Annotated in this window: 8 protein-coding genes; 5 read left to right on the plus strand and 3 right to left on the minus strand. The window is 73.2% G+C overall.

All coding sequences use genetic code 11. The annotated features are described in order from the left end of the window. Window positions 1-91: 91 nt before the first annotated feature. Window positions 92-529 (minus strand): response regulator, encoded by a 438-nt coding sequence (locus BS72_RS10240; protein WP_037909932.1) that lies wholly within the window; start codon window positions 527-529, stop codon window positions 92-94. A 315-nt stretch (window positions 530-844) separates the two neighbouring features. On the opposite strand from BS72_RS10240, the gene BS72_RS10245 reads away from it, so the two are divergent. The 4 genes from BS72_RS10245 to BS72_RS39160 all read left to right on the plus strand — a co-directional run bounded on the left by BS72_RS10245 (window position 845) and on the right by BS72_RS39160 (window position 8,188). Further along, window positions 845-2,524, plus strand: a complete 1,680-nt coding sequence (locus BS72_RS10245) for a sensor histidine kinase (RefSeq protein WP_078901202.1) — start codon at window positions 845-847, stop codon at window positions 2,522-2,524. Further along, window positions 2,521-3,729, plus strand: a complete 1,209-nt coding sequence (locus tag BS72_RS10250) for a PP2C family protein-serine/threonine phosphatase (RefSeq protein WP_232792313.1) — start codon at window positions 2,521-2,523, stop codon at window positions 3,727-3,729. Before BS72_RS10245 ends, BS72_RS10250 begins: the two co-directional genes overlap by 4 nt. Window positions 3,730-4,100: 371 nt before the next feature. Then, a complete protein-coding gene (locus tag BS72_RS10255; protein ID WP_051951018.1) occupies window positions 4,101-4,772 on the plus strand; it encodes an alpha/beta fold hydrolase in 672 nt (223 codons plus the stop codon). A 386-nt stretch (window positions 4,773-5,158) separates the two neighbouring features. Next, window positions 5,159-8,188: a glycosyl hydrolase family 95 catalytic domain-containing protein gene (locus BS72_RS39160; protein ID WP_198545841.1), complete on the plus strand. Its 3,030-nt coding sequence runs from the start codon at window positions 5,159-5,161 to the stop codon at window positions 8,186-8,188. Window positions 8,189-8,306: 118 nt separating this feature from the next. Here BS72_RS39160 and BS72_RS36425 read toward each other — a convergent pair whose 3' ends face one another. Next, complete coding sequence (locus BS72_RS36425) at window positions 8,307-8,462, minus strand: hypothetical protein (RefSeq protein WP_157856197.1); 156 nt, start codon at window positions 8,460-8,462, stop codon at window positions 8,307-8,309. A 37-nt stretch (window positions 8,463-8,499) separates the two neighbouring features. Next, window positions 8,500-9,231: a sulfite exporter TauE/SafE family protein gene (locus BS72_RS36430; RefSeq protein ID WP_157856198.1), complete on the minus strand. Its 732-nt coding sequence runs from the start codon at window positions 9,229-9,231 to the stop codon at window positions 8,500-8,502. Window positions 9,232-10,246: 1,015 nt separating this feature from the next. Between BS72_RS36430 and BS72_RS10270 the strand changes: the two genes are divergently transcribed. Then, window positions 10,247-13,333, plus strand: a complete 3,087-nt coding sequence (locus BS72_RS10270) for an AfsR/SARP family transcriptional regulator (protein ID WP_198545843.1) — start codon at window positions 10,247-10,249, stop codon at window positions 13,331-13,333. The last annotated feature ends 120 nt before the right edge of the window (window positions 13,334-13,453 follow it).

Raw genomic sequence — 13,453 nt, forward strand, 5'->3', positions numbered from 1 at the left:
CAGGGAAAACGGGCGTCCCCCGGCGGCCAGGAGGGCTGCCGGGGGACGCCGGGGACGCGGTGGTCGCGAAGGGGGCGCGGAGGCGCCGTGCTCAGCGGTGCTGCGGGATCGTCGCGATCTCCAGGAAGAACGTGTCGATGCCGCGCACCGCCGCGAGGAAGTCGTCCAGGTTGACCGGCTTCGTCACGAAGGCGTTGGCGTGGTGCAGGTAGGCGGCCGACACGTCGTCCGCCGCCGAGGAGGTGGTGAGCACCACGACCGGGATGAGCGCCAGCTCCGGGGACTCCTTGAGCACGGCCAGCAGCTCGCGCCCGTTCATCCGGGGCATGTTGAGGTCGAGCACGATCAGGTCGGGGCGGGCGGAGGACGGGTCGCGCAGGTACTCCAGCGCGGCGATGCCGTCGTCGGCGCGGACGATCTCGCGGGCCACGTGCTCCTGGGTCAGCGCCTCCTCGATGAGGAGGGCGTCCGCGTTGTCGTCCTCCACGAGGAGCACGCGGTGGAAGTGGTCCGGCGTGGCGGCGTTCATGAGCGGCATCCTGGCTTTCGTCGGCGGGGAACGGGCGGGACGGGCGGGGTCGCGGGCGGGCAGGGGGAGGGTGCCGGTCGTCGGCGGAGAGCGACCTCAGGATAGGCCCCGGCCTCCGGACCGGGACCACGCGGCGGTCCCGGAGCGGTGCCGCCCCGGGCGGCGCGGCACCGGCCGCCCGGTCGGCCGTGAGCCGGCCCGCGGCCGTTGCCGCTGCCTGTAGCATGACCCGGCCGCGTCCCACCGCAGCCGGGCGCCGCTTCGCCGGCCCCGTCCCGGGACCGGCCGCAGCGTCGAGGAGCGGAGGGAAAGCCCATGGCCGACGACGAGACCGGACAGGGCGCCGCCGGGATACCGGTCGCCGGTTCCGACCGTGCGCCGGGGCGTGCCGCGCAGGGCTGGACGACCCGGCGCTGGCTCACCGCGGGCGTCTCCGTGACGGTGGTCCTGCTGGCCGTACTGGCCTCGCTCGGGGCGTGGGTCTTCGCCCGCTCCACCAGCACCTCCAACCACCTCGTCTACACCACCACGCCCGCGCTGATCGCCGCCGCGAAGCTGGAACAGAGCTTCACCGACGAGGAGACGGGGTCGCGCGGCTACGGCCTGTCCGGGCAGCGCTCCTTCCTCCAGCCCTACCAGGACGGTCTGAAGTCCGAGCAGTCGGCCGCCGCCCGGCTGCACACGCTGCTGCCGTCCGGCTCCTCGGGCGCGGACGAACTGACCCGCACCCTGGCACTGGGCGACGCGTGGAAGTCCGCGTTCGGCCGCCCCGTCGCGGAGGCGGCGCCCGCCGACGTGGTGCGCACCGCGGCCTCCCGCGCCGACGAGGGCAAGGCGGCGTTCGACGCCTTCCGCGCCGAGTCCGCCCGGCTCCAGGCGACGCTCCGTGCCGACCAGGCACGCGGGCGCCACGAGCTGGTCCGGGTGCGCGCCGAGCGGAACTGGATCTTCTCGCTGATCGCCGCGGTCGTCCTGGCCCTCATGGTGCTGGTCACCATCGGGCTGCGACGGGCCGTGACCGGGCCGCTGGAGGGCCTGTCCGCCGACGTACGGCGGGTGGCGCGCGGCGACTTCCGGCACGAGGTGCGCGGTTCGGGCCCCGCCGACATCCGGCGGCTCGCCCAGGACGTCGAGTCGATGCGCCAACGCCTCGCCGACGAGCTGGCGTTCAGCGACGCCGCCCGTGAACGACTCGACGAGCAGGCCACCGACCTGCGCCGCTCCAACGCGGAGCTGGAGCAGTTCGCGTACGTCGCCTCGCACGACCTCCAGGAGCCGCTGCGCAAGGTCGCCAGCTTCTGCCAGCTCCTCCAGCGCCGCTACGCCGACCAACTGGACGCGCGGGCCGGGCAGTACATCGAGTTCGCGGTGGACGGTGCGAACCGGATGCAGACGCTCATCAACGACCTGCTGGCCTTCTCCCGGGTCGGCCGGCTGCACGGCGAGTCCGAAGGGGTCGACCTGGAGGAGGTGTTCACGCGCACCAGCGAGGCGCTGAGCATGGCCGTGGAGGACACCGGCGCCGAGCTGGTCCACGACCCGCTGCCCAAGGTGGTGGGCGACCGCACGCAGTTGGCCATGCTGCTCCAGAACCTGGTCGCGAACGCCCTGAAGTTCCGCCGGCCCGACGTGCCGCCCCGGGTGGAGGTCTCCTGCCGGCAGGAGGACGGGGCCTGGCACTTCGCCGTCGCCGACAACGGCATCGGCATCGCCCCCGAGTACGCGGAGAAGGTGTTCGTGATCTTCCAGCGGCTGCACACCCGGGACGCCTACCCCGGCAACGGGATCGGCCTGGCGCTGTGCAAGAAGATCGTGGAGTACCACGGCGGCGCCATCGGCATCGACACCGACCGGGAGTCGGGGGCCCGCATCACGTTCACACTGCCCGTCGCGGAACCGTCCGCCGAGAGGGCCGGCGGCGCCGACGCGGACACGGGGAAGGCCGGGAGTGCCGGGGGCGCCGCCCAGACCGTACCGACGGGCGGGACGGCGTGAGCGTCGACGGCGCCATGCGGGTGGGCGCCCAGCGGCAGTCGGACCGGCCCGCGGCGCAGCCGGACGCGTACTACCGCCTGCTGCTCGTCGAGGACGACGCCGGCGACGCGCTGCTGGTCGAGGAGTACCTCGCCGACACCTCGCTCGACCACCGGCTGCGCTGGACCCAGACGCTCGCCGACGGCCTCGCCGCCGCGGCCGAGGACCCGCCGGACTGCATCCTGCTCGACCTGCACCTGCCGGACGCGGCCGGGGTCGACGCCGTCGTCCGGGTCCAGGCGGCCCTGCCGGACGCGGCGATCATCGTGCTCACCGGCCTGGCCGAGGGCCGCGCCGGCAGCGACGCGGTGGCCGCGGGCGCCCAGGACTACCTCGTCAAGGGACAGGTCACCGGGGAGCTGCTGGAGCGCTCGGTCCGCTACGCCGCAAGCCGCAAGCACGCCCAGCGGACCGCCTCTGAGCTGCGGCTGAAGGAGCGGCAGGCCGAGGAGAACAGCCGGCTGGAGCGCGGCCTGCTGCCCAAGCCGCTGCTGCGCCGCGCCCGGGTCACCGCCACCTCCTGCTACCTGCCCGGCCGCGAGGGCGCGCTGCTGGCCGGCGACTTCCTCGACGTGGTGGAGACCCCGGACGGCGTCGTGCACGCCGTCATCGGCGACGTCAGCGGGCACGGGCCGGACGAGGCGGCCGTCGGGGTGTTGCTGCGCATTGCCTGGCGCACCATGGTGCTGTCGGGCAACGCGCCGGTGGACGTGCTGGCGATGATGGAGACCATCCTGTCGGCGGAGCGGACGTACGAGGCGATGTTCGCCACCGTCGCCACGCTCACGCTGACCCCGGGGAGCAGCCACTGCGAGGTGACGCTGGCCGGGCACGACGCGCCGCTGCTGATCCAGGACGGCCGGGCGACGCAGCTGGCGGCGGTGCCGGGCATGGCACTGGGCATGATGCCGGGGCATGCCGTCTGGCAGCCGGTACGGCAGGCGCTGCCCGCGTCCGCGTCGCTGCTGCTGCACACCGACGGGCTCACCGAGGGCCACACCGGAGCCGGACCGGAGCGGCTGGGCACGGAGGGGCTGGTGTCGGTGATCGGCTCCGCGCCCGACCCCTCCGGCCAGGCACTGATCGACCACCTGACGGCGACCACCCGGCGGATGGACGCGGGCCGCCACCTCGACGACGTGGCGATGCTGCTGCTGACCTGGTAGCCGGGAAGCCGAGGCCCGCCGGGCAGGCGAGGACGCCGGCACGCGAAGGGCCGGCCTCCGCCCGAGCACCCCTCGGGGGCGGTCGGGCTCCGAGCCCTGGCGTACGGCCGACCGCTGTCCGGCGGCCTGGCAGGAGGCGCCAGGGCGGCGCCGACGCCGCCGTACTCAGGGCCGACCGGCGGGGCGGCGCGCCCGGCGGCCGGGGCGGGCAGGATGCCCGGCGGGACGGTCGCGCCGGACAGGACGGCCCCCCGCGAGCGGAAGGACGGCGGATGACGGGTGCGGGCGTTGGAGGAGCCGGTCGCGGCCGGGGAGCCGGGAGACCGGACGGGGCCGCCGGCGCGCCGGGGGAGCGGCTGCGGGTGCTGCGGATGCCCGACGTCCCGGTCGGCGCGGTGCTCGTCCTGCACGGCGGGCGCAGCGAGGACACCCGCGCCCCGGGCCGGGTCAACGCCCCCGGGCTGCGCATGCGCCCCTTCGGCACGGCGCTGCTGCGGGCCACCCGCGACCAGGGTGTCGCCGTCGCCGAGGCGCGCTACCGGCGGCGCGGGTGGAACGGCGGCCGCGCCGACGCCGCGGTGGACGCCGCCGCCGCCCTCGACCGGCTGGCGGCGCGGACCGGCGGCGCCCCGGCGGTGCTGCTCGGCCACTCGATGGGCGGCCGGGCGGCGCTGCGCGCGGCCGGACGGCCCGGGGTCGCCGGCGTCGTGGCCCTCGCCCCCTGGTGTCCGCCGGGCGAGCCCGTCGCCCACCTCGCCGGCCGCTCGCTGGTCTTCGCGCACGCCGAGGGCGACCGCGTCACCTCGCCCGCTGACGCGCTGCGGATGGCCGCCGAGGCACGGGCGGCGGGGGCGCTGGTGTGCCGGTACGTCCTGTCGGGCGGCGACCACACGATGCTGCGCCGGGCGCGGGACTGGCACCGGCTGGCCGTGCTGGGCGTGTGCGGCCTGCTCGGCGTCGGCCCGCTGCCGGACGCGGCCGCCGAGGCGTTCGCGCTTCCCCCGGACGACGCCTCGGGCGGCCTCGCCCTCCCGTTCCCGTGACGGACGGCCCGGGCGGGAGAGCGACCGGCCGGCGGCGTCGCCCGGTGCCTCGCCCGGCACGGTGTGCTCCGCTCGGCACCCCGGCACGCGTCCTCCCGGCGTTGGCCGACAGAGCCGCGCAGGCCCACGACGAGGCTGTCCGGCGGGCTTGCGACGACACGCGCCGGCGCGCCTCGCCACCGGGCGGACCGTGCCGGTCGCGACACGAGTCGCCCATGTGCCCGGGGCGAGGAGGCATCCCATGTATCCAATCCCAACTGGCCCTGAACGAGGGCCAATTCGGTGCACGCTCTGGACTGGCCCCCCGACCCGGACTATAAAACCTCCTACGAATCACGCGCGACGCATCACGCTGCCCCCATGCCGCCCCCCTCCTTGGAGGAGCCGTGTCCGCTCGTCCCGTGCTGCGCAGACGCCTGGCCGCCTGCGCCGCCGCCCTTCTCACGCTGCCCCTCGCGGGCCTCGGCGCCATCGCCACCCAGGCCGCCGCCGCGACCGTCACGACCGCCTGGCACAACGGCGCGTTCGCGGTCGACACCGGCGGCGTCGTCTCCCGCTCCGACATCGTCCTCGGCCGGCCCGACACCGACCCGGCGCAGTCCCTGCCGCTCGGCAACGGCTCGCTCGGCGTGGCCGCCTGGGCCGCCGGCGGCTTCACCGCGCAGCTCAACCGCAACGACACCCAGCCGAACCGGCTCTCCCCCGGGCAGGTGCAGATCCCGGGCCTGTCGGCGATGACGTCCGCCTCGGACTTCACCGGTTCCCTGGACCTCTACAACGGGGTGCTCACCGAGTCCGGCGGCGGGATGACCCTCAAGGCGTGGGTACCGGCGGGCAAGGACGAACTGGTGGTGGACGTCACCGGCGCCGCCCCGTCGGTCCAGCAGACGGCCACCCTGAGCCTGTGGAGCGGGCGTTCGCCGGCCGCCGCGGCCTCGGGCGGGGTCGGCACCCTGGCGCAGACCTGGGTGGACAACTCCCAGTCCGGCTCCTCCGGGAAGACCTTCGGCGCGATGGCGGGGATCACCGCGGGCGGCCGGAACGTGACGGCGTCGGTGGTCAACTCCACCCAGGTGCGCGTCTCCTTCACCCCGAACGCCGACGGCTCCTTCCGCGTGGTCACCGCCGCCCCGTCCTGGACCGGCGGCGACGCGGCGTCCACCGCCTCGGGCGTGGTCGGCTCGGACGCGACGGCGAGCACCTCGTCGCTGCTGGCGACGCAGTCCTCCTGGTGGAACTCCTTCTGGTCCGGCAGCGGCGTGGTGGAGATGAACTCCTCCGACGGCACCGCCCAGTACCTGGAGAACCTGCGGACCCTCTACCTCTACTTCGAAGCCGCCTCGATGCGCGGCGGCCAGTACCCGGGCAGCCAGGCCGGCGTCGCCGACATGTTCGCCTTCGACCAGGACCACCAGGAGTGGTACCCGGCCGGCTACTGGCTGTGGAACCTGCGCGGCCAGATCGCCGCGAACCTCAGCTCCGGCAACTACGCCCTGAACCTGCCGGTGTTCGACCTGTACCTCAACAACCTCTCGGCCATGAAGACCTGGACGTCCGCGCAGATGGGCGGCAAGGCCGGCATCTGCGTCCCGGAGACGATGCGCTTCAACGGCAACGGCTACTACAACGGCGGCAGCGCCTCGCAGAACGCCTCCTGCGCCCTCGCGTCGAGCCCGAGCTACAACGCGGAGACCATCACCAGCGGCGCCGAGATCGCGCTGTGGGTATGGCAGCAGTACCAGGACACCGGCAGCACCTCGTTCCTGCAGAAGTACTACCCGCTGATGCAGCAGGCCGCGACCTTCCTGCTGGCGTACCAGTCCACCGGCTCCGACGGCTACCTGCACGCCGTCGCCAACGCCCACGAGACACAGTGGGCGGTGCAGGACCCGACCACCGATCTCGCCGCCGACCAGGCCCTGTTCACCGCCACCGCCGCGGCCGCCGGCATCCTCGGCACGGACTCCGCGCTCGTCACCCAACTGCACACCGCGCTGGGCCAGATCGAGCCGTACGCCCGCACCGACGCGGCCACCAGGAAGCAGTTGCTGACGTCCTCCGCCGACGCGCAGGGCACGGACGTCATCGCCGACTCCTACCAGCCCTCCGCCGCGCTCAACAACGTGGAGAACGTCGGGCTCGAACCGGTCTGGCCCTACGGACTGATCGGCGACGCCTCCGGCTCCCTCACCTCGCTGGCGGTGCGCACCTACAACTCCCGCCCCAACGTCGACGCCAACGACTGGAGCTTCGACGCCGTGCAGGCCGCCCGGCTGGACCTCGGCAGCCAGGTCTCGGCGATGCTGACCGCCAACACCCAGAAGTACCAGGCGTACATCAACGGCCTCGGCTCGCTGTCCGGCAGCACTCCGGGGTCCGAGCCCTACCTGGAGCAGTCCTCGACCGTGGCCACCGCCATCGACGAGGCCCTGGCCACCGACTACGACGGCACGCTGCGCTTCGCCCCCGCCTGGCCCTCCGGCTGGGACGCGGCCGGCACCGTGTACATCCAGGGCGGCTCCAAGGTCGACGTCCAGGTCGAGGGAGGCACCCTCGCCACCGCCGCCATCCAGGCCGGCAGCACCGGCACCCTCACGGTGCGCAACCCGTGGCCGGGCAGCCAGGCCGAGGTCGTCAACGGCTCCACCGGTGCCGTCACCGTCGCGGCCACCAGCGCCACCACCTTCTCCGTACCCGTCACCGCCGGCTCGTCCTACCTGGTCGAACGGCCCTCCAGCCTGACCACCGCACTGCCCTACGCGCAGGTCACCGGCACCAGGGCGACCACCGCCAAGCACCTGGGCGGCGTGCAGATCGGCCTGGACGCCGGTTCCACGACGACCTACGCGAACCTCGCCGCCACGTTCAACGACGTCGCCATCACCGCGGACGACAACACCGCCCCCGGGAACTTCGACGGCGGCGGCGCCAGCTTCTCCCAGACGGCGATGACCAGCGCCCACGCCGGGCCCGGCGCGAGCATCACCTCCTCGGGCGTCACCTTCACCGTCCCCAACGTCGCGGCCGGCACCAACGACAACACCGTCGCCCAGGGGCAGAAGATCGCGCTGAAGGGCACCGGAACCCTCGGGTTCCTGGTCTCGGCCAGCTACGGCCCGGCCACCGGCACCGGCACCCTCACCTACACCGACGGCAGCACCCAGAGCTACACCCTCACCTCACCCGACTGGTTCTCCACCGGCCCGCCCAGCGGGGGAGCGCTCGCCGTCAGCTCCGACCACCAGAACCGGCAGGGCAACACCACCTACGCCGGAACCGGCAACATCTTCTCCGAGACGGTCGCGCTCAGCTCCGGCAAGACCCTGGCCTCCGTGACCCTCCCACCGGGCGCGAGCCTCGCCGCGGGCACCCCGGCACTGCACCTCTTCGCCCTGGCCACCACCGGCAGCGCGTAACCCGTCGGCCCGCCGCGTGGACGCGGCGGACCACGCGAGGGAGGCGGTCCGCCGGCGGGCCGCCTCCGCTCCGGCCGCCCGGACGGCCTTCAGCGCCGGACGTCCGGCTGCGGAGCGCTCACTTGGCGGGGGACGCCAGCAGGTCCTCGGTGAACCTCTCCTTGCGGTACGTCGAGTTGGTGCGGTAGGTCGAGTTCGTGTGGTGCGTCGAGTTGGTGCGTCGATCGTGCGTCGAGACCCTCTCAGCGAAGCGCGGGCGTGCATCCCGCCGCACCCCGGGTCCCCTGCGCCGGGTCCCTGCGCCGGGGCGGTCAGCCGAGTGCGGCGCGGGCGATGGCCGCGGCGCCGCCCGCGGCGGCCACCCCCAGCACCACCTGGCGGAAGCGGCGGGCCGGCAGCCGTTCGGCGACCAGCGCGCCGAGCAGCCAGCCGACGGGCAGCGCGGGCAGGAACCGCCAGTCGACCCGGGGCCCGCCCAGGGTGGCCAGTGACGCGGCGTTGAGCATCAGACCGAACACCTGCAAAGTGGGCGCGACGGCCTGCCGGGGCCACCGCTCGTTGGCGGCGTACAGGGCGCCCGCCGGTCCGGACAGGCCGCCGAGCGCGTTCATGGCGGCGCTGACGAAGCCCACCGCGCACACCCCGACCGGGCCGTCCAGCGGCACCCGCGCGCCCTGGCGGGCCATCAGCGCCGCACTGGCCACCGTGACCAGGCCGGCCGCCAGGGTGAGCACCCGCGCGTCCAGCCGGTGCACCGCGGCGGCGATCGGAGCCGTCAGCAGCACGGCGGAGGCTCCCAGGACCAGGGCGTCGCGGACCCGGGTATGCCGCCAGGTGCGGGCCAGGATGAGCGCGCTGACCAAGCACGACAGCGTGATGACGGTACGCACCGCCGGACCCGGCCCCAGCACGGCCACCAGCACCGGTGAGCAGACCAGCGCGAAGCCGAAACCGGAGGCGGTCTGCGTCAGGCTGCCCGCCGCCACGGCGATCCAGGCCGCCAGCATCATCGTCATCCCCCGCGTCCCGTCGTCACCCGCCACCGCTGCTCCCGGCCTTTCCGGCCGTGCCGGGCGCCAAGTATGCCCCGGGAACCGCTGTGCAGGGAAAGGGAGTTGGCCGACGCGGATTCCGGAGGCTCGGCGGCGGGCCAGGCCGCGTGGAGTGCAATTGCGCATGGCCGTGGGCCCGCGTCCGGAGCGGGACATCGCGGGTTGTCGGTCGCGCGGGTGTGCGGGCTCCGTGACCAGGTGTTTTGTTCGAGGTGAGGTCAAGCAATTGCCGGGCGGGGCGAATCGTCCCGATTGAGTGGGCTGACCCTTTGCTGCTGATGGTGCGCCAGAGGGTGGCGTTCCATATACGATGATCTTCCCCAAGCCGACCTCCTTGTAAGGGAAATTCGTGACGAACGGTACTTTCACCTCCACCCTGTCCATCGGCGCATGGATGTTCATGCTCTAGCGAGGGGTTGAGGAGCTCGTGGGTTGTCGGCGCCCTGGCGTCGGCGACCCACGCCAGCGCCGTTTGGCGTGGGGGCTGAGGATGCTCCGTCCGAGGAGTCGGCGGGGCCGCGCGGCGGCTACGCGAACAGCGCACCGGAGGAAGCCGACCTCGGTTCGCCCACTGTGGGTAACCGGATCTCGCCGGTGGGCCGGTGGGCCTACTACTCAAGGGGCGCGGGCTCCCATCCAGCGGTGCCGTCGGGCGATCGCGCGACAGACGTGCTTCCTGCTCACTTCGGGCACTGAATGCCCAGAGCCCGCGCCGCCAAACGCGTGATTTCCGAACTCGGGGGCGCGCGAATCCGCCATATGCCGGGCCACCAGCGACAGGGCCCTCAGCAGCGTCACTATGCCAATAAAGGCTCTTGACACCCTCATTCCGTACGCGTCGAACGGTGTTGCCTCTAGCTGCCGCTCGTGGAGCCGTGCGAAAGTCGTGTCAGCAGTCCATTCGGCGACCGCCCGGCCGCTGATGAACTGCCGGCTGGGGGCAGCGGTGGTGGATTTCCGGATTCTGGGCCCACTCGAATTGTGGTCGGAGGGCCGCAGGCGGCCGTTGGGCTCCGCCAAAGAGCGCTGTCTGCTGGCGATTCTCCTGGCGTCTTCGGGGGAGGCCGTCTCCGCCGAGGTGCTGATCCGGCGGTTGTGGCCGGAGGAGCAGCGGGAGGACGAGAAAGCCCGGCAGGGGCTGCACGTATATGTGTCGCGGCTCCGCACCAGGCTCCGGGAGGCGGTCGGAGAGCAGGTCGAAGTGGTGACCGCTGCCCGTACGTACCGCCTCGACGTCGATCCCGAGGCTGTCGACCTGCTCCGCTTCCAGCGGCTGCGCAGGCAGGCGCAGTCGGTGGCGGACAGCGGAAAGCCCGAAAGCGCCGTCCAGCTCTTCGACGAAGCCGAGGCGCTCTGGAAGGGGGAACCCCTCGCGGAGTTCGACGGGCACTGGGCGTCGGCGCTGCGCAGCCGCTGGCAGGAGGAGCGGCGATCCGCGCGCGAGGCCCGGATCGGAGTCGAGCTGGACCTCGGCCGCCACGCGGAACTCGTGGGGGAGTTACGGGAGATGGCCGCCCACGGCCCGATCACGGAGACGGCGGTCAAGTGGCTCATGGTCGCGCTGTACCGGTCCGGCAGGCAGGGGGAGGCACTTGAGGCCTACCACGACGCGCGCCTCAGGCTGCGGGACGAACTCGGACTGTCTCCCAGTCGGGAGCTGGAAGAACTGCACCGGAGGGTTCTGGGCGGGGACCGGGCCCTCGCGCGCGTCCCTGGCGCCGGCAAGCGGGAGATGACGCAGCCGCCCGACGACCTGCCCAGGGACACCGCTGACTTCACGGGTCGTGACGGGGAGTTGGCCGCACTCCTCGCCCACCGGGTGCGATCCACAACGGCGTTGCCCGTCTCGGTGATCCACGGGATGCCGGGCGTCGGCAAGACATCGCTCGCCGTGCACGCCGCGCACCTCCTCAAACCGGGATTTCCGGACGGCTGCCTCTACCTCGACATGCGGGCCTACAGAGCCCAGCCGGCCCGGGAGCCGACCGGCGCGCTGGCGAAGCTCCTGCGCGCGGTCCACGACCAGCCGGACCACAAGCCCACGGCTGACCTGGACGAACTCGCCTCGCGCTGGCGTGACTGGACCGCGCAGCGGAGAGTGCTCCTCGTGCTCGACGACGTCAGGGACGCCGACCAGCTGAGGCCGCTGCTTCCGGGAGGGGCCGGCTGCCGCGTCCTGGTGACCAGCCGGCGCCGGCTGGCGGACCTGGAAGGTGCCGCGTCGATCTCCCTGGACGTGCTCAGTGCCGCGAGCGCCGCAGCCCTCTTCGCCCGTGTCGTCGGACGGAGCCGGCAGATCGACGCGGACGCGGTGGACACCGTCGTCGGACTCTGCGGCCGGCATCCACTGGCCATCCGGATCGTGGCGAGCCGGCTGCGGCACAGAGAGGCGTGGGGCATCCACGACATCGTGGACCGGCTGTCCGCCGCCGATGACATGCTCGACGAACTCGACGCACCGGTCGGCCTCGCCGCGGCCTTCGGACTGTCCTACGCGGATCTGACAGCCGAGCAGCAAAGCCTCTTCCGGGCGATCTCCCTGCATCCGGGTCCCGACATCACCCTCGACGCCGCAGCCTGCCTCGTCGGCGCGGACACCGCTGCGGTGCGCCGGTCGATGGAGGCGCTCCTCGACTGCCACCTGCTGGAGGAGCCGGTGCGCGACCGCTACGCCGTGCACGACCTCATCCGCCTCTTCGCCGCCCGGACCAGCCGGCTGCACGACTCCGCCGCGGACCGGCGCGCGGCGGTCCTCAGGCTGTACGACTACTTCCTGGCCGGCGCCCGGGAGGCCGACCGGTTGGCCTTCCCGCAGAGACCCCGCCGGGAGGCGGAGCCCGCCGCAGACGTCGGCGGCCCGCGATTCCCCGACGCTGCGGCCGCAGAAGGCTGGCTGGACCTGGAACGGGCCAACCTCCTGTCCGTGGCGCGGGCCGCGGCTGACGACTCGCCGGCACACGCCCGGCAGTTCCCCGCGGTGCTGGCCTCCGCCTTCCACAACTGGGGGGTGTGGGAGGCCGCAGTGGAGATGCATGAGAGATCGGTTGTCCTCTGGCGCGCCGAGCGGGACCAGGCGCGAACGGCGGACGCGCTCATCGACTGTGCCGCGGTGCTCTGGCGTCAGGGGGAGACGGACCGGTCCCTGGCCCGCATTCAGGAGGCGATGACCCTCTACGACGCCATCGGCGACACGGTCGGCCGGGGTCGGGTGCACACCCAGATCGGCCTCGCCTCCGTGGTCTCAGGGAACTTCTCCGGGGCGGTCCAGCACTTGGACATTGCGCTCGCCCTGTTCCGCGAGGCCGCCTGGCGCCATGGCGAGGCCGATGTCCTCTATCGGCGCGCGGTGGCGGTCGCGTACGCCGGGCGGCATGCGGAGGCCCTGAGCCAGACGTGTTCGGCTCTGGAGCTGTTCAGGGCGCTGGGCGATCGCCGAGGCGAACTGCGCGCCCTGAACAACCTGGGAGAGATCTTCTACCGCACGGGCCACAACGAGGAGGCCCGTACCTACTACGAGGAGTCGCTGGCCATCGTGAGAGCGGTGGGGGGCCGCCAGGAGGCGGCGATCCTGACCAACAACCTCGGGAACGTGTGCCTCCGGACCGGTGATCCCTCCTCCGCCCTCGGTCACTTCCGCCGGGCCTTAGAGGACTACCAGGCCATAGGGGACCAGCGCTGCGAGGCCGACACGCTGACCAACATCGGCAGCGCGTTCATGGCGACCGGGAAGTGCAACGAGGCGCTGATCCACTTCACGATGGCCGAGGGCATCGCAGCCCGGATAGGGGCCCTCTACGAACGGCAGCATGCCCTGGTCGGCGCGGGTGACGCCCAGCGTGGAGCTGGCAGGTACCAGGCCGCCATGCCCCTGTACCAGGAGGCCCACGCCCTGGCCCAGCTGATCAACGCGCCGTACGAGGAGGCGCAGGCCGCCGAGGGGCTGGGGCTGACCGTCCAGGTGGTGCGGGGCGAGGAAGCTGCTCGCCCCTACCTGGAGCAGGCGCTGCGCATATACGAGCAACTGGACGGTTCGGAGCGGGAGGCGGAGGCGGTGCGGCGACGGCTCGGCGCCTCCGGGGAGACCGGGGCGTAGATCCGCTATGGCCCGCTGATGCTCACTGAACGACGCACCGTCAGGGGCGCCCTGGTGGGGTCTAGGAGGGGAACAGCGTGACTTCTCGGGACGACTGGGCGGCCGCTCCGAGGCCGAACA

The organism is Actinacidiphila yeochonensis CN732 (assembly GCF_000745345.1).
GTDB classification, from domain to species: Bacteria; Actinomycetota; Actinomycetes; order Streptomycetales; family Streptomycetaceae; genus Actinacidiphila; species Actinacidiphila yeochonensis.

Coding starts and splice junctions, on each gene's coding strand:
- BS72_RS10240 (WP_037909932.1), bottom strand. CDS start 529: ATGAACGCCGCCACGCCGGACCACTTCCACCGCGTGCTCCTCGTGGAG.
- BS72_RS10255 (WP_051951018.1), top strand. CDS start 4,101: ATGCCCGACGTCCCGGTCGGCGCGGTGCTCGTCCTGCACGGCGGGCGC.
- BS72_RS10245 (WP_078901202.1), top strand. CDS start 845: ATGGCCGACGACGAGACCGGACAGGGCGCCGCCGGGATACCGGTCGCC.